Here is a 22,199-nt window from a genome sequence, read left to right as displayed (position 1 = left end):
TCTTGATTAAACGTTTCAGCAGGCGATTTTCTGCCGATCCAAGCGCCTGGACAGGGTCATTGCAACTGGCCCTCAGCTGAACAATTCACAACAATACCTCAGCACCGCCCTGGTGCTGCAAAGGAGAAGGTCATGCTCGAGCTCACCGTGGAGCAGATATCCATGGGCCAGTCGGCTGTGGATAAGTCGGCGGCGCTGCACCTGTTGGCCGAGCGCCTGGTCAGCGATGGCCTGGTTGCCAAAGGCTATCTGGCCGGCCTGCAAGCCCGTGAAGCGCAAGGCTCGACCTTCCTCGGCCAAGGTATTGCCATCCCCCACGGCACCCCCGAAACCCGCGAGCTGGTGCATGCCACCGGCGTGCGCCTGCTGCAGTTTCCCGAAGGGGTCGACTGGGGCGATGGCCAGATCGTCTACCTGGCCATCGGCATCGCCGCCCGCTCCGATGAGCACCTGCGCCTGCTGCAACTACTGACCCGCGCCCTGGGCGAGACCGATCTGGCCGAAGCCCTGCGCCGTGCCAGCTCTGCTGAGGCATTGCTGAAGTTGCTGCAAGGCGCGCCGCAAGAGCTGGCGCTGGATGCGCAAATGATCGGCCTGGGCGTGCCCGCCGAAGATTTTGACGAGCTGGTATGGCGCGCCGCGCGCCTGCTGACCCGTGCGCAATGCGTCGGCGGCGGTTTTGCCGGGGTGTTGCAGCAGCTCGATCCGCTGCCGCTGGGCGAAGGCCTGTGGTGGCTGCACAGCGAGCAGGCGGTGCGCCAGCCGGGCCTGGCCTTCGTCACCCCGCAGCAGCCGCTGCGCCACAATGGCCAGCCGGTGCAGGGCCTGTTCTGCCTGGCCAGCCTCGGCGCTGCCCATCAGGCCTTGCTTGAGCGCTTGTGTACGCTGTTGATCGAAGGCCGCGGCCAGGAGCTGTGCCGCGCCACCAACAGCCGCACCGTACTGGAAGTGCTGGGCGGCGAGTTGCCCGCCGACTGGCCGAGCGCGCGTATCGGCCTGGCCAACGCCCACGGCCTGCATGCGCGCCCGGCCAAGGAGCTGGCGCAACTGGCGAAAAATTTTGCAGGCGAGATTCGCCTGCGCCTGGTCGACAGCGCCCAGCCCGCGGTGTCGGCCAAGAGCCTGAGCAAGCTGCTCAGCCTCGGCGCGCGGCGTGGGCAGATGCTGGAAATCATCGCCGAACCGAGCATTGCCAACGATGCCTTGCCCGCGCTGCTGGCCGCGATTGAAGCGGGCCTGGGCGAAGAGGTGGAGGCGCTGGCGCCCGTCGTCGAGGCGGTCATCGAAGTGCTGGCCGAGCCTGAGCTTGTGCCACCCACAGCGGGCGCGCTGATCCACGGCGTTGCCGCCGCACCGGGCATTGCCAGCGGCCCAGCGCATATTCAGGTGCTGCGCGAGTTCGATTACCCGCTGCGCGGTGAATCGCTGCCGATTGAACGCCAGCGCCTGCAGCAAGCGCTTGCCAATGTGAACCAGGAGATTGCAGCGCTGACCCAGCGCAGCCCGGCCAAGGCCATCCGCGAAATTTTTATCACCCACCAGGAGATGCTCGCCGACCCGGACCTCACCGACGAAGTCGACCAGCGCCTGCGCCAGGGCGAAAGCGCCGCCGCCGCGTGGATGGCGGTGATCGATGCCGCCGCCCGCCAGCAGGAATCCTTGCACGATGCGCTGCTCGCCGAACGTGCCGCCGACCTGCGCGATATCGGCCGGCGGGTATTGGCCCAGCTGTGCGGCGAAGCCGAAGTGCCGGCGCCGCAGCAACCCTATGTGTTGGTGATGGAAGAGGTCGGCCCTTCCGATGTGGCGCGCCTCGACCCACAACGGGTAGCCGGCATTCTGACCGCTCGGGGCGGCGCCACCGCCCACAGCGCCATCGTCGCCCGCGCCCTGGGCATCCCTGCTGTGGTGGGGGCGGGCGATGCCGTGCTGCTGATTGCCCCGGGCACGCCGCTGCTGCTTGACGGCCAACGCGGGTGCCTGACCGTCGCCCCCGCCGCTGACGAACTCGAACGGGCCCTGGCTGAACGCGACCGCCGCGAGCAACGCCTGCACGCCGCCAAGGCCCGGCGCCTGGAGCCTGCGATCACCCGCGACGGCCATGCCATCGAGGTGTTCGCCAATATCGGCGACAGCGCCGGGATCGAAGCGGTGGTCGATCAGGGCGCCGAAGGCGTTGGCCTGCTGCGCACCGAACTGATTTTCATGGCCCACCCGCAAGCCCCCGACGAAGCCGTGCAAGAGGCCGAGTACCGCCGCGTGCTCGATGGCCTGGCTGGCCGGCCGCTGGTGGTTCGCACCCTCGATGTCGGCGGCGACAAGCCCTTGCCTTACTGGCCGATCGCCAAGGAAGAAAACCCCTTCCTCGGCGTGCGCGGCATTCGCCTGACCCTGCAACGCCCGCAGGTGATGGAAAGCCAGCTGCGCGCCTTGCTGCGCGCCGCTGGCGACCGGCCGCTGCGGATCATGTTCCCGATGGTCGGCCAGCTCGAAGAGTGGCGCCAGGCGCGGGCCATGGTCGAGCGCCTGCGCCAGGAGATCGCCGTCAGCGACCTGCAACTGGGGATCATGATCGAGGTGCCCTCGGCCGCTTTGCTGGCGCCGGTGCTGGCCCAGGAAGTGGACTTTTTCAGCATCGGCACCAACGACCTGACCCAGTACACCCTGGCCATCGACCGCGGGCACCCGAGCCTTTCGGCGCAAGCCGACGGCCTGCACCCGGCGGTGCTGCAACTGATCGACATCACCGTGCGCGCCGCCCATGCACATGGCAAATGGGTAGGCGTATGCGGCGAACTGGCGGCCGATCCGCAGGCGGTGACGCTGCTGCTCGGCCTTGGCGTTGATGAGCTGAGCGTTGCTGCGCGCAGCATCGCCGAGGTGAAAGCCGAAGTACGTGAACTGAACTTTGAACATGCCCAAAAGCTTGCGCGCCAAGCCTTGCTGCAGGGCAGTGCCGGCGCAGTGCGGGCACTGGTGGAGACTCGTTGATGGCCAAGATACTGACCCTGACCCTGAACCCGGCGCTGGACCTTACCGTCAGCCTCGACAGCCTGCTGGCAGGCCAGGTCAACCGCAGCCAGGCGCAGCACAGCCACGCCGCCGGCAAGGGCCTGAACGTCGCCCAGGTGCTGGCCGACCTCGGCCATAGCGTGACCGTGGGCGGCTTTCTCGGTCGCGATAACCTGGCGCCGTTCGAGGCCCTGATCGGCCGCCGTGGTTTTGCCGATTGCTTTGTGCAGGTAGCCGGCGAGACCCGCTGCAACATCAAGCTGGTGGAAGCCTGCGGCCAGGTCACCGATATCAACGGCCCCGGCCCGCAGGTCGATGAACAGGCGCGCCTGGAGCTACTGACCCGCCTGGAGCAGATCGCCCCCGGTCATGATGCGGTGGTGGTCGCCGGCAGCCTGCCGCGGGGTATCAGCCCGCAGTGGCTGCAGATGCTCCTGGCGCGGCTCAAGGCCATGGGCCTGAAAGTGGCTCTGGACACTAGCGGTGAGGCCTTGCGTGCCGGGCTTGCCTGCGGGCCGTGGCTGGTCAAGCCGAACACCGATGAGCTAGGCGACGTGCTCGACAGCGCTGTGCATGATTTTGCCCAGCAGCAACAAGCAGCAACCAAACTGATCGGCCAGGGTGTCGAGCATGTGGTGGTGTCCCAGGGCGAGCAGGGCGTCCGCTGGTTCCGCCAGGGCAGCGTCCTTAGCGCCGTGCCGCCCAAGGTCACGGTAGCCAGTACCGTCGGCGCTGGCGATTCGCTGCTGGCAGGCATGGTCCATGGCCTGCTGAGCGCCGACACGCCGGCGCAAACCCTGCGCCGGGCCACGGCGATTGCCGCCCAGGCCGTTACCCAGATTGGTTTTGGCATCAACGACCGGGCGCAACTTTCGCAGCTGGAAAGCCAGGTGCAGCTGACAGAACAACAAGAGGCTTGCAGATGAACATTGCCATCGTCACCGCCTGCCCCAATGGCCAGGTCTCCAGTGTGCTCAGTGCGCGCCTGCTGGAAGCGGCAGCGCTGCGCCAGGGCTGGAGCACCAGCGTCGAAGTGCACGACCCGCAGCAACCCGAGCGGCAGTTATCGGCGGCGGCGATTGCTGCCGCCGACTGGGTACTGGTGATCAACACCGGCCCGCTGGACCTGCGCCGGTTTGCCGGCAAACGCCTGTACCAAAGCACCCCGGCGCAAGCCCTGGCGGATGTCGAAAACTTTCTCCGTGAAGCGGCCGACAAGGCGGTGGTCTATCAACCCGAAGCCGAGCCGGTCGCAGCGCCGGTAGAGCGCAGCGCGAAGATTGTCGCGGTCACTGCCTGCCCGACTGGCGTCGCCCATACCTTCATGGCCGCCGAGGCGCTGCAGCAGGCGGCGCAGCAACTGGGCTACCCGCTCAGCGTCGAGACCCAGGGCTCGGTGGGGGCGCGTAACCCCTTGTCGGCAGCGGCCATTGCCGACGCCGACGTGGTGCTGCTGGCCGCCGATATCGAGGTGCCCACTGCGCGCTTTGCCGGCAAGCGTATCTATCGCTGCGGTACCGGGGTGGCCCTCAAGCAGCCCCAGGCCACACTGAAAAAAGCCCTGGCCGAAGGCCGCGAAGAAGCTGCCGCGCAGGGTGAAAACGCAGCGCCTGCGCGCAGCGAAAAAACCGGGGTGTACAAGCACCTGCTCACCGGCGTGTCATTCATGCTGCCGATGGTGGTGGCCGGTGGTTTGCTGATCGCGCTGTCGTTCGTGTTCGGTATCGAGGCTTACAAAGAGCCCGGCACCTTGCCTGCAGCACTGATGCAAATCGGCGGTGACGCGGCGTTCAAACTGATGGTGCCGCTGTTGGCCGGTTACATCGCTTATTCGATTGCCGACCGTCCGGGGCTGGCGCCGGGGATGATTGGCGGCTTGCTCGCCAGCACCCTCGGCGCAGGTTTTATCGGCGGTATCGTCGCAGGCTTTCTGGCTGGCTACAGCGCCAAGGCTATCAGCCGCTGGGCGCGCCTGCCCAGCAGCCTTGAGGCGCTCAAGCCGATCCTGATCATCCCGCTATTGGCCAGCCTGTTCACTGGCCTGGTGATGATCTACGTGGTCGGCAAGCCGGTGGCCGGCATGCTCGAAGGCCTGACCCATTTTCTCGACAGCATGGGCACCACCAACGCGATTCTGCTTGGCGTGCTGCTCGGCGGCATGATGTGCGTCGACCTTGGCGGGCCGATCAACAAGGCGGCCTATGCGTTCTCCGTCGGGCTGCTGGCGTCGCAGAGTTATGCACCGATGGCCGCGACCATGGCCGCCGGCATGGTGCCACCGATTGGCCTGGGCATCGCCAGCTTCATTGCCCGGCGCAAGTTTGCCCAGAGCGAGCGCGAAGCTGGCAAGGCGGCGCTGGTGCTGGGCCTGTGTTTTATTTCCGAGGGGGCGATTCCGTTTGCCGCCAAAGACCCGCTGCGGGTAATCCCGGCCAGCGTCGTCGGCGGCGCGCTGACCGGCGCCTTGTCGATGTATTTTGGCTGCAAGCTGATGGCGCCCCATGGCGGCCTGTTCGTCATGCTGATCCCCAATGCGATCAACCATGCCGTGCTGTACTTGCTGGCGATCGTCGCCGGCAGCCTGCTGACGGCATTGGTGTATGCCGTGCTCAAGCGCGGCGAAGGGGTAGAGCTGGCGGTGCAGCCGGCCAAGGCCTGATCAGTTGCGCGGGCGTGGGTACTTCTTGCGCAGGGGTACCAGCAGGTCGCTCAGGCCGTTGTGATCGACCTCGTGCATCAGCGCCAGCAGGCTACCCAGTTCGCCCTTGGGAAAGCCCTGGCGGGCGAACCAGTTGAGGTAGTGACCAGGCAGGTCGGCGATCAGCCGGCCCTGGTATTTGCCGTAGGGCATTTCGCGGGTGACCAGCAGGACGAGGGCTTCCGGGTTCATGGCAACGCTGTTCTTCAAAGGGATACGGCCAACATACATGCAATCTGCATGAAGGCCAAAGGACAGTTCATGCAGAACGCGTGAAAGTCATAAGTTCATTTAATTTCAAGCTGTTGATAAATAAGGACATTTTCTCGATTGCCAGGCTGGCACGAACCCTGCTCCGATCTATTGCACTTCCCTCATGCAAAGGAGCAACGTCATGACTACCCCCAACAAAGAAGTCGTCTCGGTTCTCAACGAACTGATCGAATTCAGCAAGGATGGCGAAAAGGGTTTCAAAACCTCTGCCGAGGATGTGAAGAATCCGCAGCTGAAAAGCTACTTCATTCAGCGTGCCGGTGAGTGCGGTACCGCCGCAGCGGAACTGCAACAGCAAGTGCGCAGCCTGGGTGGCGACCCGGAAACCTCGACCAGCGTCAGCGGTGACCTGCACCGTGGCTGGGTCAACTTGAAGTCGATGCTCACCGGCAAGGATGAAGAAGCGGTGCTCAACGAGGTCGAGCGCGGCGAGGACCATGCCCTGAAAGCCTACAAGGACGCCCTGGAAAAACTGGCTCGCCTCAACACCCTGCCAAGCAGCGAGGTCTATGCCCTGGTTGAACGTCAGTACCATGGCGTGCAGCGCAACCATGACCAGGTCAAGGCCCTGCGCAACGAGGCTCGCGCCCGCTCTTAAGGGGCGGCTTCGACCCGGTTGCGACCGTTGCCCTTGGCACGGTAAAGCGCCTCGTCAGCATCGCCCAGCAAGGTCGCAAGATCTTGCTGGGCGCCTGGCGTGTGGCAACCGATGCCGATACTGACGGTGACCGGCGCGGTGTCATCGCCAAACGGCGGCAACGTCTCGACGGCTGCGCGGATACGTTCGGCCAGCAGCAGTGCCCCCGGCAGTTCAGTCTCCGGCAACACCACCAAAAACTCTTCACCACCGTAGCGTGCGGCCAGGTCGGCCGGGCGGCGAATGCTGCTGGCAATCGCCGTGGCCACCTGACGCAGGGCGGCATCACCCCCCGGATGACCATGGCGATCGTTGAAGGCCTTGAAGTGATCGACATCGACCATCAGCACTGCCAACGGCCGGGCATTGCGCAGGCTGCGCGCCCACTCCTGGCGTAGCACCTGGTCCAGGCGCCGGCGGTTGGCAAGGCCGGTCAGGCTGTCGGTGGCGGCCAGCGCCGCCAGGCCTTGTTCGGCGCTCTGCCGGCGGCGCAATTCGCGGCCCAGCAGCAGGGTCAGCCAGAGAATGCCGATGCACAGCACGCCGGTGGCGACGCTGACCAGCACGGCGGTGCGCCGCCACGACTCGAAGACTTCGTCGGCGGAGTGGGCGACGATAACGATCAGCGGCAGGTCGCCGACCCGGGCGAAGGTGAACAGCCGTTCTTTGCCGGTGCGCGTGGAAACCCCGGCAAAGGTGCCGCTGACATCGGCGCGCATGCGCTGGAAGTTCGGCCGGTCGCTGTAGTTCTGGCCGATTTTTGGCTCATCCGGGCTGCCCGGCTGGCGTACCAGCAGGGCGCCGTCGGTGTTCATCAGGTTGATGCTGCTGTCGCGGCCGATGTCCAGGCGCTGGAACAGTGCGCTGAAATACGACAGGCGCAAGGCCCCGGCAGCCACGCCGAGGAACTCGCCGTTGGGTCCGGAAATCCGCCGGCTGAAGCTGATACACCAGTCCAGGTCGCCCAGCCGCGCCTTGAAGGGTTGGCCAATGACCAGGCCCAGATCAGGGTTGTCGCGATGCTGCTGGAAGTCCTTGCTATTGGCGAAGTTGGCCTTGCGCGGGATGGCGCTGGTGGAGTCGGCGACCACATCGCCCTTGGCATCGAGCCAGAGGATATCGCCACGTACCGGTGCGGTGACGGCCTGGTTGAAGAGAATCTGCTGGCGCAGCTCGATCGGCACGGCGAGCAGTTCCGGGCGCTGCACGGCCCAGATCAGGCCTTGCAGGGAGAGATCATAGAGTTCGACGTTGCGCACGATGTCGCTTTCGATCAACTGCACAATGTTGCTGGCCGAGCGCGCGGCGGCCTGTTCGACGCTGCTGCGTTCGCGCATCAACAGGAAGGTGACAATGGCGACGATGGCGAGCACCGCAAGGCAACTGCCCAGATTGAGGATCAGCTCCGGATGAGACTTGTACAGGGCGGATCGCTGGGATCGGGTGGGCAACGTCATGGTCACTGATGCCGAAGACCGTCTAGAAAGTGCGGTATTACTGCGCGGCGGCCGTATTCTAGGGGCGCGCGAATTGTCGGACAAGGATTTAATGGTGTCTTCTGACGAATGTGGGAGCGGGCTTGCCCCGCGATTGCGATGGGTCAGCCACATCGCAATCGCGAGGCAAGCTCGCGCCTACAGGTTTGATCAGAAAATGTTCAGCGGGTAGTCAACGATCACCCGGTACTCGTCGACATCGTTGTCGATGTGCGAGTAGCCCTGGGTGCCACGGTGCGAGGCCCAGCGCAGCAGCACTGAAAGGTCCTTGAGCTGGCCTTCCTGGAATACGTACTGCAGGTCGACGTCACGTTCCCAGTGCTGGGCATTCTCGCCGTCGGCGTTGTACCAGTGGCCGTAGCCGACGCTGTTGGGATCGACCTTGCTCATGTCCAGCTCACCGCGCGAGTAGGACACAATCGAGGTCAGGCCGGGGATGCCGGCACCGGCGAAGTCGTAGGCGTACTTGAGCTTCCACGAGCGCTCGTTGGGGCCGTTGAAGTCCGAGTAGATCTGCGAGTTGTCGAGAAAGACGCTGTCGCCCTGGTTGATGTAGTCGAACGGCGTGTTGCCGTTGACCCGCTGGTACACCGCGGTGAGGCTGTTGTAGCCGACGTTGACGGTGAAATGCAGGCTGTAGGTGTTGTTGTCGATATGCCCGAGCAACGCCTGGCCGGTGTCCTGGGTGTGATAGAAGTGCAGGCCGGGGTTGAGGCTGACCAGCTCGTTGAGCTGCCAGGTGTAGTCGAGGTCGAAGTAGTACTGGTTCCAGATGTCCTTGAGCTCGGCGGCATACAGGCTCGAGGTCAGGTTCGGCACGCCGCTCCAGGCCACGCCCGCCCAGTTCAGGTGGCGGCTGTCGCGCTCGTCCGGCAGATGGCCGTAAAAGGTGTCGATGCGCCGGTGGCCGCTCTGGTTGTAGGGCTTGGTGAAGCTGGCCTGGCCGGCTTCGAGCATCACCCCGTCAACGCTGTTGTTGGTGATGCTGACGCCGCGGAAGGTCTGCGGCAGCATGCGCGACTCACCGCCGGCGATCACCGGGTTGGTGAGGAACAGGTCGCCGGCCTTGAGTTCGGTGTCGAAGGCTTTCATCTTCAGCGCGGCGCCGGCGGTAGAGAACGAATCGTGGGCCTTGCCCGGTTCGCCATCACCCTTGGTGTTGATCGGCAAAATACTCGAGCCGGAAGTACCGCCACCGCCGTCGAGTTTCAGCCCGAGCATGGCGTGGGCATCGAGGCCGAAACCGACCGTGCCCGGGGTGTAGCCCGATTCGAACTTGCCGAGAAAACCCTGGCCCCATTCGCGGTTGTCACGCACGCCTGGCAGCAGCTGGTTGCGGTTCAGGTAGTAGTTGCGTGCGTGCACGTTGAGGCTCGACCCTTCGATAAAACCTTCGGCCTTTTCCTCGTCGGCCTGGGCGCTGAAGGGCATCGTTGCAGCCAATGCAACGAACAGCGGGGTGAAGCGTAAAGCAGTGTTCACCGGTGTGGACTCCTTGGGGTGAATGTACGGCAGTTTTTATTGTGCGAAAGACGGTCTTGTTATGAACAAACGAGCCAGCGCGCTGGCACTTTTCGACACACGAAAAAAAAGCCGCTGATCGGCAGCGGCTTTGAAAGACAACCGCACAGGCGCTCAAGTCACCTGTGCGGCCATCGAGGGAGTCGAAGGGGTGGAACGTGGCGCGATCAGATATCGGAAGCGTCACTCGCTTGAGCCTTGGAGGCGGTCTGTTCCAGGCCCTGGGCCTGCTCGGCCTTGTGCGCGGCGATGGCTTGCTGAACGACAGCGGCACGCTCGGCATTACGGGCAACAAAGGCCGGGGATTCTTCAGCCATGGCCAGTGGCGACAGCAACAGGGACGACAGGACGAATACGCTGGCAACACCCATACTGTTGGACATTTGCAACAACCTTCTTGCTTGGCAAGTGTGAATTAGGTCTGAGTAAATTAGTCGGAAATGGGTGATAGAAACAGTTACTTTTGGGATAAGCACTGTTGCGTCAAAGGTAATAGTTGGCCGGGGGCTGCTTTCGCAGCCCATCGCTGGCAAGGCCAGCTCCCACAGGGAGGGGTGATGAGGCCCTCAAGCCGGCAACAGGATCCCGAAGGTATTGGCCCCCGCCTGGCTGCGCACAAACACGCTGCCGCCGTGCATCAGCGCAATCGCCTTGACGATCGCCAGCCCCAGCCCGTGATTACCAGCGCCGCTGTTGCTGCGCGCTGCATCCACCCGGTAGAAGCGCTCGAACAGCATCGCCAGGTGTTCCTCGCCAATCGCAGGCCCGGGGTTGCTCACGGCGATGCTCACCTGGCCGTCCTGCTCTTCGATGCGCACCTGGATCACCTGCTCGGGCAAGGTGTGCTGCACCGCGTTGTTCAGCAGGTTGATCAGCGCCCGGCGCAACTGGGCCTTTTCGATCCGCGCCTGGGCATCGCCGCTGACCTGCACGCGGATGCGCGCGTCCTCGAGGATGTAATCCAGGTAGTCGAGGGTGGTCGCCACTTCTTCGGCCAGCGAGCTGCTGGTCAGCGCCGTGGCCTTGCTGCCCTGGTCGGCGCTGGCGAGGAAGAGCATGTCGTTGATGATGCTGCGCAGCCGCTCCAGCTCTTCAAGGTTCGATTGCAGCACCTCGAAATAATGCTCGGCGCTGCGTCCACGGGTCAGGGCGACCTGGGTCTGGCCGATCAGGTTGGTCAGCGGCGAGCGCAGTTCGTGGGCGACGTCGGCGTTGAAGGCTTCCAGGCGGCTGTAGGCCTGGTCGACGCGCTCCAGGGTCGAGTTGAAGGCGCTGGCAAACTGCGCCAGCTCCGGCGCCAGGTCGGCCAGTTGCAGGCGCCCGCTCAGGCGCGGTGGCGCCAGCTTTTGTGCTTCGGCCGAGAGCGCCAGCAACGGCCGCAGGCCATAGCGCGCCACCCAGTAGCCGAGCAACGAGGCCAGCACCACACCGAGCAACGACAGGCTGATGATCGCCACCAGCAAGGTGTGTTGGGTGTGCCAGAAGGTCTCGGTGTCGATGCCGATCAAAAAACGCAGGGCCGGGCGCTTGCCCATGGCCGGCAGTTCGCTGACCAGCACCTTGTACGGATAGGGGCTGGCGGCCAGGCGCAGGTCGCGCATGCCCAGCGGGCCCTGGGCAAAGGTGCGCAGGCTGGCATCCGGCTGGCCGTATTCGAACGGGCTGCTGTCGCTGACCACCCAGAAGCGGATGCGCCGGTCTTCTTCGCTGAGCAAATTGAGTTTGTTGGTGATCTTTTGCCAGTGCTCGCGGGTGTCGTAGCGGGTCAGCGACGACTCCAGCACGCTGAAGCGCGCCTCAAGCTCGGCGGTGGGCAACAGGTCGAGGCTGCGGTCGACCTGTTTATACAGCGCGGTACCGATCACCAGGAACACACCCAGCGCCACCAGGGTGAACAGCGCGCTCAGGCGCAGGGCGATGGAGTTAGTCGGCACGGTTTTCCAGAACATAGCCCATGCCTCGGATGGTGTGCAGCAGTTTGGTTTCGAAAGGCCCGTCGAGCTTGGCGCGCAGGCGCTTGATCGCCACTTCGACGACGTTGGCGTCGCTGTCGAAGTTGATATCCCAGACCAGCTCGGCAATCGCCGTCTTCGACAAAATTTCGCCATGCCGGCGGGCCAGCACGCTGAGCAGCGAGAACTCCTTGGCGGTCAGGTCCAGACGTTGCCCTGCGCGGCTGGCCTTGCGGCTGATCAGGTCGACCCAGAGGTCGGCAACCTGGATCTGCACCGGCTCATGGGCGCCGCCACGGCGGGTCAGGGCTTGCAGGCGGGCGACCAGTTCGAGGAACGAGAACGGCTTGCCGAGGTAATCGTCGGCGCCTTCGCGCAGGCCATGAATGCGGTCTTCGACCCGCTCGCGGGCGGTGAGCATGATCACCGGCGTCTGCTTGCGCGCACGCAGGGCGCGCAGCACACCGTAGCCGTCCAGGCCCGGGAGCATCACATCGAGGACGATCACCGCGTAGTCACCTTCCAGGGCCATGTGCAGGCCATCGATACCGTCGCGCGCCAGGTCTACGGTAAAGCCTTGCTCGCTCAGGCCGCGGTGCAGGTAGTCGGCGGTCTTTTGTTCGTCTTCGATAATCAGCACACGCATGATCGGCTCTCAACTGGCATCGGTTTGCGCCATGGTCACGGCCGTCTGGCGCCGGTGGAACAGGCGCTCCAGGGCCAAGTATATGACCGGTGTGGTGAACAGTGTCAGGGCCTGGCTGACCAGCAGCCCGCCGACCACGGCAATGCCCAGCGGCTGGCGCAGCTCGGCGCCGGCGCCCATGCCGAACATCAGCGGCACGGCGCCGAGCAGGGCGGCGAGGGTGGTCATCATGATCGGCCGAAAGCGCGTCAGGCAGGCCTTGTGGATCGCCTCTTCGGCGCTCAGGCCCTGGTGGCGCTGGGCGTCGAGGGCAAAGTCGATGAGCAGGATGCCGTTCTTCTTGACGATGCCAATCAGCAGCACGATGCCGATCAGGCCCATGATCGAAAAATCCTCGCCCGACAGCCATAACAGCGCCAGGGCGCCGAGCCCGGCCGAGGGCAGGGTGGAGATGATGGTCAGCGGGTGGACAAAGCTCTCGTAGAGCACGCCGAGGATGATATACACCGCCACCAGCGCCGCGAGGATCAGCCACGGCTGGCTCGACAGCGAACTCTGGAAGGCCTGGGCCGCGCCCTGGAAGGTGCCGATGATCGAGTCGGGCATGCCCAGTTCGCGCTGGGTGCGTTCAAGAATCTGCACCGCGTCGCCCAAGGCCACGCCGGGCGCCAGGTTGAACGACAGGTTGGCGGCCGGGAACAGGCCGTCATGGGAGATCGACAGCGGCCCGGTGCTCGGCACCGCGACCTTGGCCAGCACCGACAGCGGCACCATCTCGCCGCTCAAGGGCGAGCGCAGGTAGAAGTAGTTGAGGCTTTCGGCCTTGCCGCGCTGGCGGGCGTCGAGCTCGAGGATCACCTTGTACTGGTTGGTCTCGGTCTGGAACTCGCTGATCTGCCGCTGGCCGAAGGCATCGTAGAGCGCCTGGTCGACGTCGGTGGTGGTCAGGCCGAAACGCGCCGCGGCCTTGCGGTCGATGTCGATGCGGGTGACGCTGGCGCCCAGTTGCAGGTCGTTGGACAGGTCGCGAAAGGCCGGGTTGGCCTTCAGCCGCTCGGTCAGGCGCTGGGTCCAGAGGTTCAGGGCCGGGCCGTCGTTGCTCTTGAGCACGTACTGGTACTGGCTGCGGCTCGGACCGGAGCTGAGGTTGATGTCCTGGCCGGCGCGCAGGTACAGGACCACGCCCGGCACCTTGGCCAGTTTCGGTCGCAGGCGGTCGATGAATTCGCTAGCCGACACATCGCGATCGCCACGGTCCTTGAGGGCGATCCAGAAGCGGCCGTTGGCAATGGTCTGGTTGCTGCCGGTCACTCCAACGGCGTGGGAGAAGGCCCGAACGGCCGGGTCGGCCTCGACGATCCTGGCCAGCGCCTTATGTTTTTCGAGCATGTCCGGGTAGGACACATCGGCCGCCGCCTCGCTGGTACCGAGCACGAAGCCGGTGTCCTGTACCGGGAAGAAGCCTTTGGGGATGGCAATGTAGCCAACCACCGCCAGGGCGAAGGTCAGGCCGAACAGGCCCAGCATCAGTCGCTGGTGGGCCAGGGCCTTGACCAGCCCGCGCTCGTACCAGCCGAGCAGGCGGCTGGGGGTGTCCTGCGCGTTGTGCTGCGGGCGGCGCATGAACAGGGCGCAAAGGGTCGGCGCCAGGGTCAGCGACACCACCACGGAAATCAGGATGGTCGAGGTGGCGGTGAGGGCGAACTCCTTGAACAGCCGCCCGACCACGCCACCCATGAACAGCAACGGAATGAACGCGGCAATCAGCGAGAAGCTGATCGACACCACGGTAAAGCCGATTTCCCCCGAACCCTTGATCGCCGCCTCGCGCATGCCGTCGCCGGCTTCCAGGTGACGGTGGATGTTGTCCACCACCACGATCGCGTCATCCACCACAAAGCCCACGGAGATGACGATAGCCACCAGGGTCAGGTTATTGAGGCTGAAGCCGAACAGGTACATCAGGGCGAAGCTGGCCACCAGCGACACGCCGAGCACGCTCGACACGATCAGGGTCGCCGACCATTGGCGCAGGAACAGCGCCATCACCCCGATCACCAGCAGCACGGCGATCATCAGGGTGATCTCCACCTCGTGCAGCGAGGCGCGGATGGTCTGGGTGCGGTCGTTGAGCACCGATACCTGCACGGATGCCGGCAGCATCTGCTCAAGCCCCGGCAAGGCCGCCATGATGCCGTCGACGGTATCGACGATGTTCGCCCCGGGCTGGCGGAACACCACCAGGTTCAGGCCCTGCTGCTCACCCGACCAGGCTTTGACGTAAGCGTTTTCGGCGCCATTGATCACCTTGGCGACATCCTGCAGATGTACCGGTGCGCCGTCGCGGTACGAGACGATCAGTTGGGCGTATTCCTCGGGGTGGAACAACTGGTCGTTGGTGGCAATGGTCGACACGCTGTTCTGCCCGTACAGCGCGCCCTTGGCCAGGTTCAGGCTGGTTTGCTGGATGGCCAGGCGCAGGTCGGCCAGGGTCAGGCCCAGGGCGGCGAGTTTTTCTGGCTGGGCCTGCACGCGGATGGCCGGGCGCAGTTGCCCGGTGATGTTGATCAAACCGACACCGTCGATCTGGCTCAACTGGCGGGCCAGCAGGGTTTCGGCGTAATCACTGAGCTCGTTGGCCGGCATCTGCGCCGAGCTTACGGTAAGGATCAGTACCGGGCTGTCGGCCGGGTTGACCTTGCGCCAGGTCGGCGGGCTGGGCATGTCCTGGGGCAGGCGCGCGGTGGCGGTGTTGATCGCCGCCTGGACTTCCTGGGCGGCGGTGTCGATGCTTTTGTCGAGGGTGAATTGCAAGATCAGGTTGGTCGAGCCCAGGGCGCTGCTGGAGGTCATCTGGGTCATGCCGGGGATGGCGCTGAACTGCACCTCCAGCGGCGTGGCCACCGACGAGGCCATGGTTTCCGGGCTGGCGCCGGGCAGTTGTGCGGTGACCTGGATGGTCGGGAAATCGGCTTCGGGCAATGGCGCCACCGGCAGGCGCGGAAAGGCGATGACCCCGAGCAGCACCAGGGCGAAGGTCAGCAGCAGGGTGGCGATCGGGCGGTCGATGCACCAGGCACTGATCGAGCCGCGCGGGTTCATGGCTGCACCTTGGCGCTGGTGACGTCTTCTACCGGCGGCGCCTCAGGGGCGACTTCGACATGGGCGCCGGGCCTGAGCCGCGACTGGCCGTCGGACACCAACTGGTCGCCCGCTGCGACCCCGGCAATAATATTCAGCACGCTGTCCTGGTACAGCACCTTGACCGGCACGCTGTCGACCTTGTCGCCATTGAGGCGGTATACGTAGTGGCCGTCGATACCGCGCTGCACCACTTGCGGCGGCACCACCAGGGCTTTTTGATCCAGCGCGGTCTGCAGCTTGAGGGTCACCAGTTGCCCGGGCCACAGCCGCGCATCCGGGTTGGCGAACTCGGCCTTGACCCGGATGGTGCCGGTGTTGGCCGCCACCTGGTTGTCGATCAGGCTAAGCCTGCCCTCGCCCAGCAGCGTGCCGCCGCTGTCGCCGTCGCCTTCCAGGTAGGCTTGCACCACCGCCGGGGTTGGCGCGGTGAGCAGGCCTTGCAGGGTTGGCAGCAGTTGCTGCGGCAGTGAGAACTCGACGCCGATCGGGTCGATCTGGGTCACGCTGAACAGCCCCTGGGTGTCGGCCACGCGCAGGAAGTTGCCCTCGTCGACATTGCGAATACCGACCCGGCCGGTCACCGGCGAGCGAATCTGCGTGTAAGACAGCTGCACCTGGGCGGCGGCAATGGCTGCCTGGTTGCCGAGTACCGTGGCCTTGAGCTGGTTGAACAGCGCCTGCTGCTGGTCGAGGGTCTGCTTTGAGACGCTGTTGTCGGTACTCAGCAGGCGGTAGCGCTTGAGGTCGACCTCGGCCACCTGCAACTGCGCCTGGCTCTGGCCCAGTTGGGCCTTGGCCTGCTCGAGGCTGGCGCGAATCGAACGATCGTCGATGGTGGCCAGCAGGTCGCCTTGCTTGACCGCCTGGCCCTCCTTGACCCGCAACTGCGTCAGCACCCCCTCGACCTGCGGGCGAATCACCACGCTGTGCAGCGAAAGCACCGAACCGATACCGCTGACAAAGCGCGGCACGTCCTGTTGCTTGACGCTGACCACGCGCACCGGGATGGCGCTGGTGGTGGTGGATTGTTCCTTGCCGGGGCGGTTGACCAGCCACAGGGCAGTGCCTGCCAGGGCGATAAGCAGGGCGCAGATAACGACGGAACGAGGCTTGATTGACATGCTTGCAGGGCACCGCGTGCGCAGGGGTCGGTATTTAGCGTTATAGCTGCTCCATCAGGTCAGCAGAGTGACGGCTAACTGACAGGGCTGACAGGTTCGGTGGAGTACACAGCTCCATTGTGGGAGCCGGCCTTGCCGGCGATGAGGCCCGAGCAGCCAACACAGCAGATTCTGTGTATTTCAGCCCGATAATGGCCAAGTGCCAATATCCTGAGCTGGATCAAGATTGGGCAAAAAATTGCCACTAAAGTCGTACGCCCTGCCGATTCTCCCCGACAAAAACGAGTGCCTCCGATGAAGAGCAATTTGCCTGTGACCGGTCGCAATGTGGATTATCCCGGTGACGCCAATATCCTTTCCACCACTGACCTGACCAGCCAGATCACCTACGCCAATGACGATTTCATCAAGATCAGTGGCTTTACCCGCGAAGAGTTGATCGGCAACCCCCACCATATCGTCCGCCACCCGGACATGCCGCCCCAGGCCTTCGCCCAGATGTGGCAGACGCTGAAAAGCGGCCGCTCATGGATGGGCCTGGTGAAAAACCGTTGCAAGAACGGCGACCATTACTGGGTCAGCGCTTTCGTCACGCCCATCTCCAGCAACGGTCAGGCCGTGGAGTATCAGTCGGTGCGGACCAAACCCAGTGCCGAGCAGGTCGAGGCCGCCGAGCGTTGTTACGCCCACCTGCGCAGTGGTCGCAACCGCTGGTGGCAGCGTCTGCCGGTGGTGGGGTTGGGCTGGCAGTTGTGGGGCGGGGTGACCCTGGCGCTGGCGGCGGTGTTTGCCATCAGCCGCCTGCTGCTGCCGGTGCTGCCATGGCAAGGTGCGCTGGAGCTGATTGTGGCCAGCGGCCTGGCGGCGTTGATGATCTTCATTGCCCTGCGCCCGCTGGAGCGCCTGCGGGTCCAGGCCCAGGCCATCGCTGACAACCCCTTGAGCCAGCAGCTGTACACCGGTCGGCGCGACGGCATCGGCCAGATCGACTTCGCCCTGCGCATGCTCAAGGGCCAGTTGGGTGCGGTGGTCGGGCGTATCGGCGACACCTCGCGGCGCCTGGCCGGGCACTCCGGCAGCCTTGCCCAGTCGCTGCAAAGCAGCCATAGCAACAGCCTGGAGCAACAGAGCGAAGCCGATCAGGTAGCCACCGCGATTAACCAGATGGCCGCCAGCGTCGCCCAGGTGGCCAGCAGCGCCCAGCAGGCCTCCCAGGCCGCCGATCAGGCCGAAGGTGAAACCCAGGCCGGGCATCAGCTGGTCGATCTTAACCGCAGCGCCATCCAGAACCTGGCCAACTCGCTGAGTTCGGCCACTGAAGTTATCCACAATCTGGAAAGCCACAGCAGCGAGATCACCGGGGTGCTCGAGGTGATTCGCGGCATCGCCGAGCAGACCAACCTGCTGGCCCTCAATGCCGCCATTGAAGCCGCCCGTGCCGGCGATCAGGGCCGCGGTTTTGCCGTGGTCGCCGACGAGGTACGCGGCCTGGCCCAACGCACCGCGCAGTCGACCCATGAAATCCAGCGGATGATCAGCGCCCTGCAAAATGGCGCCCGTGAGGCGGTGCAGGTCATGCAGCAGAGCAGCGAACATGCCGGGCACAGTGTCGAACAGGCGCAGCGCGCCGCCAGCGCCCTGGACGGCATCAGCCTGCGGGTCAACCAGATCAGCGAAATGAGCCTGCAGATTGCCGCGGCAGTCGAGCAGCAAAGCCAGGTCAGCGAGAGCATCAACCGCAACATCATCAGCATTCGCCAGGCCAGCGAAGCTACGGTGCAGGTCGGCCAGCAGAGCCACTTGAGCGCCACCGACGTGGCCGGGCTGGCGCAAGACCTGCGCCGGCTGGCGGATGAGTTCTGGCGGCGTTGCCAGTAGGGCGATTCAGAAACCGATGAAGCTGTAGTACAGGCCCGGTTCGCTGCACACCTGGGCGCCGCAGGCTTCAAGCTCGGCGCTCAAGGCCGGGTCGACCACATGCAGCGTCCACGGCGCCAGTGGCTGCTCCAGCGCTGGTTGTTGCAGGGCCTGGTCCAGCGCGGCGGTGTCGGGCAGGTAAGCGGTAAAACCATTGCCCTTGAGCGCGCTGACATCGATGCCCAGTGCCTGGCAGATGGCAACCTTGGCGCGGATATCATCGCGGTCGGCCTGGCGCGAACGCTCGATCAGCTCCGCCAGGCGTTTATCGACCAACTGATTGCCGTGGATTAGCGCCGGGCCGCTTTGCCAGGCTTCGCTCGGGCAGTCTTTGGCTTCGGGGCGCAACGGGATGTGCGGATTGATTTCCATCGGGTAGATGCGGCACACCAGCGGGCGGATCTCGTAAATGGCGCAGCGGTTGTCGTCATCCAGGTTGCGGCAGCGGCCGGGGTTGAAGGCGGCGAAGGTGATGGTCACCCAGGCTTCGCTGCTGCCGCAGGGCACCGGCCAGGAGCGGCGCATGGCGTGTTCGCGCTGCTCGGCCGGCAAGCCCAGGCCGTTGGCGAGGAAGGCTTCGACCAGGACGATGACCTGGCCGCCAGAGCCAGCCCATTGGCGAGCCTCGCTGAGGGTCAGGGGTACATGATGCCCGCTGCAGCATTTGCCGCAGCCGGTGCAATCGAAACGGATATCGGAGGCAGGTGCGCTGTTCACGGTTGGCCAGGCGCCCACTCGGTGACGAACGCCGCCTTGCGCTTTTTATCGAACAGGCACAACTCGGTGCTCTTGCGGTTGTTCATGTGTTTTTGCGGGTAGCGGCCTTCGAGCAGCAGGGCGCTGTAACCGACGCGGTCGTCGAACTCGGCGGCCTTGCCCAGGGCCTTGACCTGCTTGAGCTGGCTGGCGGCGATACAGCTCTTGAGTACTTGCTGTTCATGCTCGCTCCAGGCCTGGCTGCTGGAAGCCTGGGCTCCGGCACTGAACACAGCGCAGCCGAGCAGGGCGAAGAGGAGGGCTTTCATGGGCGGGTACTCGCAAAGGTGTGCGTACAATTGTGCCTGAGCCTCAGGCACATTCAAGCGCAGCACTTCCCGGGTATGTATCAGCGTTCTTCGAAGGCCACGGTGCGGGCGGCGACGATCAGGCAGTCGGTCAGCTCCGGCGAGGAGAACTTGGTCAGCACCGCGTTGGCCCCGGCATCCTTGGCTTTGTCGCTGTTCATGGCGCTGTCCAGCGAGGTATGCAGCAGCACGTAGAGGTGCTGGAAGTCCGGGGTTTCGCGCAGGGTGCGGGTGAAGGCGTAGCCGTCCATCTCCGACATCTCGATGTCCGACACCACCACGTTGATTTCGCGCTCGGTGCCCTGCAGCTCCAGCAGGGTATTGATCGCATCCTTGGCGCTGCGCGCGGTGTGGCATTCAATGCCGAGGTTGCGCAGGGTGTGCACCGATTGCTGCAGGGCCACCTGGCTGTCATCGACCACCAGAATGTTGGTGGCAGCCAGCACCGCGGCGTCTTCGGCATTGAGCTCGGAAGTGACCACCTCGTGGGGCGGCGGGGCGATGCCGTGGATGACCTTCTCGATATCCAGCACCTGCACCAGGGTGTTGTCGACCCGGGTCACGCCGGTGATGAACGACTTGCTCCCCGAGCCGTAGGGCGGCGGCTTGATGTCGGTGCTCAGGCAATGGACGATCTTGCTCACCGCCTGCACGTGCAGGCCCTGTTTGGAGCGGCTGATGTCGGTGACGATCAGGCAGCCGCCGTGCGGGTCTTCCAGCGGCCGTTCGCCGATGGCCCGGGACAGGTCGATGACCGACAGCGAGTTGCCGCGCAAGGTGGCCACGCCTTTGACGTGGGGGTGCGACTCCGGCAGCTTGGTCAGCGGCGGGCAGGGGATGATTTCACTGACCTTGAGCAGGTTGATCGCCATCAGCTTGCCGCTGCGCAGGGTAAACAGCAGCAGCGACAGCGAGTCCGCGCGGGCATTTTGCGACGCCATAGGCACCTTCAGGGCAGAGTAATAGGGGGAGATGCCAGGTTATCGACCCGGCAGCCCGTGGCTTTAATCACTCGGTGAAATCAGCGTAGACCCAAGCGCCGCGCCAGGCGACTGAGATTGGCCCGGTCCAGGCCCAGCTCGCGGGCGGTGCTGGCCCAGTTCTGCTGGTGGCGCTCCAGGCAGGCCTGGATCAGCTGGCGCTGGTAGTCATCCAGGGCCTGGCGCAGGTCGCCAACGGGTAGCGGCGCTTCGACCAACGGCTGTGTTTCGGCTTGTGTCGGCAGCGCCTCGATCGGGCGCAGGTCCAGGTCCGCGGCCTCCAGTGTGAGGATTTTCGGTCGTTGCGCATGTTGCCCCAGGGCCTTGAGCGCCGAGCGGCCGATAAGATGTTCCAGCTCGCGCACATTGCCCGGCCAGTTGTAGGCAAGCAGCGCGGCCTGGGCTTCGGCGCTCAGGCGCAGGCTACCGAGGCCCATGCGCGAGCGGTTCTGTTCGAGAAAGTAGCCGCTGAGCAGCAGCACATCGCGCCCGCGCTCACGCAGCGGCGGTACCAGCAGCGGATACACGCTCAGGCGATGGTAGAAGTCGGCGCGGTAGCGCCCGGCGCGCACTTCTTCGGCCAGGTCGCGGTTGGTGGCGGCGATCAGGCGCACATCGACGCGGTGCTCCTGGTCCGAGCCCAGGCGTTGCAACTGGCCGCTCTGCAGCACGCGCAACAGCTTGGCCTGCACGCTCAGCGACAGCTCGCCGACTTCATCGAGAAACAACGTGCCGCCATTGGCCAGCTCGAATTTGCCGCGGCGCTCGCCCACCGCGCCGGTAAAGGCGCCACGCACATGGCCGAACAGTTCGCTCTCGACCAGGGTGTCGGGCAGCGCCGCACAGTTGAGGCTGATCATCGGCCGTTCGGCGCGGCTCGAGGCCTGGTGGATGGCCTGGGCCACCAGCTCCTTGCCGACCCCGGTTTCGCCGGTGATCAACACCGTCAGGTCGCTGCTGCCGACCAGGCGGATTTCCTCCAGCAGGCGTTTGTGCGCCTTGCTCTGACCGATCAGTTCCTTGTGCTGCTGGCCGCTGGCCTGGCGATACACCTCGGCGCGCTGGTGTTCGTCTTCGGCGCGCAGGGCCAGGTGTTCGATGCGCTCGGCAACATTGACCGTAGCCGCGGCCAGGCTGGCAAAGGCCTGCAGGGCATCGAGCTCGACCTGCTGGAACTGCTCCGGGTCGAGCGCATCGAGGGTGATCAGGCCCCAGGGCTGTTCATCCACAAACAGCGGGCAACCCATGCAGTCGTGCACCTCAAGATGCTGGTGCAGGCCCTCGACCAGGCCGTCGTAGGGGTCGGGCAGATCACTGTCACTGGCAAAGCGGGTGGGCTCTTCACGGCTGAGGATGGTGGCAAAGCGTGGATGTTCATCGACCTTGAAACGCCGCCCGAGGGTATCGGTGCTCAAGCCGTCCACCGCCAGGGGCACCAGCCATTCACCGTCCAGGCGCAACAGCGCGGCGGCATCGCACGGCAGCAGGCTGCGCATGGCTTGGAGCAGGCGCCGGTAGCGCTCGCGTTCGGGCAATTCGCGCGACAGGTCGCTGACCAGCGGCAGCAAGGCGGTGAGCAGGGATTTTGCGGTCATAAAGACTCCTATGGGTCAAAATGACTATATCGCAGATGTTGTCTTTATGACTCTTTAATTTATAACTTATTGATTTATATGAATTAAATAGTTGGCACGAAAGCTGTAATAACTCAGGCATTCATCAAGAAGCCACAGGCTCA

General features: G+C 64.6%; 17 protein-coding genes and 1 pseudogene. 6 read left to right on the top strand and 12 right to left on the bottom strand.

What is annotated here, in order from left to right:
- Positions 1 to 132 precede the first annotated feature (132 nt).
- From ptsP to ABIE20_RS05895, 3 genes are read left to right on the top strand one after another with little or no spacing between them, the layout of a single operon-like run.
- Positions 133 to 2,991: a phosphoenolpyruvate--protein phosphotransferase gene (ptsP, locus tag ABIE20_RS05905; protein ID WP_429503561.1), complete on the top strand. Its 2,859-nt coding sequence runs from the start codon at positions 133 to 135 to the stop codon at positions 2,989 to 2,991.
- A complete protein-coding gene (gene pfkB, locus ABIE20_RS05900; RefSeq protein WP_429503559.1) occupies positions 2,991 to 3,938 on the top strand; it encodes a 1-phosphofructokinase in 948 nt (315 codons plus the stop codon). The genes ptsP and pfkB overlap by 1 nt, the downstream gene beginning before the upstream one ends.
- Positions 3,935 to 5,671: a PTS fructose-like transporter subunit IIB gene (locus ABIE20_RS05895; protein ID WP_429503557.1), complete on the top strand. Its 1,737-nt coding sequence runs from the start codon at positions 3,935 to 3,937 to the stop codon at positions 5,669 to 5,671. Before pfkB ends, ABIE20_RS05895 begins: the two co-directional genes overlap by 4 nt.
- Here the strand turns inward: ABIE20_RS05895 and ABIE20_RS05890 are convergent, their stop codons facing one another.
- Positions 5,672 to 5,902 (bottom strand): DUF3820 family protein, encoded by a 231-nt coding sequence (locus ABIE20_RS05890; RefSeq protein ID WP_093379533.1) that lies wholly within the window; start codon positions 5,900 to 5,902, stop codon positions 5,672 to 5,674. It abuts the gene before it with no gap.
- 202 nt (positions 5,903 to 6,104) lie between these two features.
- Between ABIE20_RS05890 and ABIE20_RS05885 the strand changes: the two genes are divergently transcribed.
- Positions 6,105 to 6,581, top strand: coding sequence for a PA2169 family four-helix-bundle protein (locus ABIE20_RS05885; protein WP_429503555.1), 477 nt, complete (start codon positions 6,105 to 6,107; stop codon positions 6,579 to 6,581).
- On the opposite strand, the gene ABIE20_RS05880 is transcribed toward ABIE20_RS05885, so the two are convergent.
- The 7 genes from ABIE20_RS05880 to ABIE20_RS05850 form a co-directional block, all read right to left on the bottom strand.
- Positions 6,578 to 8,071, bottom strand: coding sequence for a sensor domain-containing diguanylate cyclase (locus ABIE20_RS05880; protein ID WP_429503700.1), 1,494 nt, complete (start codon positions 8,069 to 8,071; stop codon positions 6,578 to 6,580). The two genes, ABIE20_RS05885 and ABIE20_RS05880, sit on opposite strands and share 4 nt — an antisense overlap.
- Positions 8,072 to 8,266: 195 nt before the next feature.
- Positions 8,267 to 9,598 carry an OprD family porin gene (locus ABIE20_RS05875; protein WP_429503553.1) on the bottom strand — a complete coding sequence of 444 codons (1,332 nt, stop codon included), beginning with the start codon at positions 9,596 to 9,598 and terminating at the stop codon, positions 8,267 to 8,269.
- Positions 9,599 to 9,804: 206 nt separating this feature from the next.
- Positions 9,805 to 10,020, bottom strand: coding sequence for a hypothetical protein (locus ABIE20_RS05870; protein WP_429503551.1), 216 nt, complete (start codon positions 10,018 to 10,020; stop codon positions 9,805 to 9,807).
- A 183-nt stretch (positions 10,021 to 10,203) separates the two neighbouring features.
- Entirely contained in the window at positions 10,204 to 11,586 is a 1,383-nt protein-coding gene (locus ABIE20_RS05865) for a heavy metal sensor histidine kinase (RefSeq protein ID WP_429503549.1), read from the bottom strand.
- Positions 11,561 to 12,235 carry a heavy metal response regulator transcription factor gene (locus ABIE20_RS05860; protein WP_429503547.1) on the bottom strand — a complete coding sequence of 225 codons (675 nt, stop codon included), beginning with the start codon at positions 12,233 to 12,235 and terminating at the stop codon, positions 11,561 to 11,563. Before ABIE20_RS05860 ends, ABIE20_RS05865 begins: the two co-directional genes overlap by 26 nt.
- 9 nt (positions 12,236 to 12,244) lie before the next feature.
- Positions 12,245 to 15,337, bottom strand: a complete 3,093-nt coding sequence (locus ABIE20_RS05855; protein ID WP_429503546.1) for a multidrug efflux RND transporter permease subunit — start codon at positions 15,335 to 15,337, stop codon at positions 12,245 to 12,247.
- Positions 15,334 to 16,500, bottom strand: a complete 1,167-nt coding sequence (locus ABIE20_RS05850) for an efflux RND transporter periplasmic adaptor subunit (RefSeq protein WP_429503544.1) — start codon at positions 16,498 to 16,500, stop codon at positions 15,334 to 15,336. Before ABIE20_RS05850 ends, ABIE20_RS05855 begins: the two co-directional genes overlap by 4 nt.
- A gap of 294 nt (positions 16,501 to 16,794) precedes the next feature.
- Between ABIE20_RS05850 and ABIE20_RS05845 the strand changes: the two are divergent.
- Positions 16,795 to 17,076, top strand: a pseudogene (locus tag ABIE20_RS05845) (PAS domain-containing protein); the annotation flags it as partial.
- 237 nt (positions 17,077 to 17,313) lie between these two features.
- Complete coding sequence (locus tag ABIE20_RS05840; protein WP_429503698.1) at positions 17,314 to 18,378, top strand: methyl-accepting chemotaxis protein; 1,065 nt, start codon at positions 17,314 to 17,316, stop codon at positions 18,376 to 18,378.
- A gap of 6 nt (positions 18,379 to 18,384) precedes the next feature.
- Here the strand turns inward: ABIE20_RS05840 and ABIE20_RS05835 are convergent, their stop codons facing one another.
- From ABIE20_RS05835 to norR, 4 genes are all read right to left on the bottom strand, one after another.
- On the bottom strand, positions 18,385 to 19,134 hold the full coding sequence (locus tag ABIE20_RS05835; protein WP_429503542.1) for a YkgJ family cysteine cluster protein: 750 nt from the start codon (positions 19,132 to 19,134) through the stop codon (positions 18,385 to 18,387).
- Positions 19,131 to 19,442, bottom strand: a complete 312-nt coding sequence (locus ABIE20_RS05830; RefSeq protein ID WP_429503540.1) for a hypothetical protein — start codon at positions 19,440 to 19,442, stop codon at positions 19,131 to 19,133. Before ABIE20_RS05830 ends, ABIE20_RS05835 begins: the two co-directional genes overlap by 4 nt.
- Positions 19,443 to 19,522: 80 nt before the next feature.
- The gene (locus tag ABIE20_RS05825) at positions 19,523 to 20,422 is read right to left on the bottom strand and encodes a chemotaxis protein (protein ID WP_429503538.1); all 900 of its coding nucleotides are present in this window, start codon (positions 20,420 to 20,422) and stop codon (positions 19,523 to 19,525) included.
- Positions 20,423 to 20,502: 80 nt separating this feature from the next.
- Positions 20,503 to 22,056, bottom strand: a complete 1,554-nt coding sequence (gene norR, locus ABIE20_RS05820) for a nitric oxide reductase transcriptional regulator NorR (protein WP_429503536.1) — start codon at positions 22,054 to 22,056, stop codon at positions 20,503 to 20,505.
- Between the last annotated feature and the right edge of the window lie 143 nt (positions 22,057 to 22,199).

This window comes from Pseudomonas sp. 2835 (assembly GCF_050435905.1).
Lineage (GTDB): Bacteria > Pseudomonadota > Gammaproteobacteria > Pseudomonadales > Pseudomonadaceae > Aquipseudomonas.
Note: the sequence above shows the minus strand (reverse complement) of the source record. Positions and strands in the feature narration are given on the sequence as shown.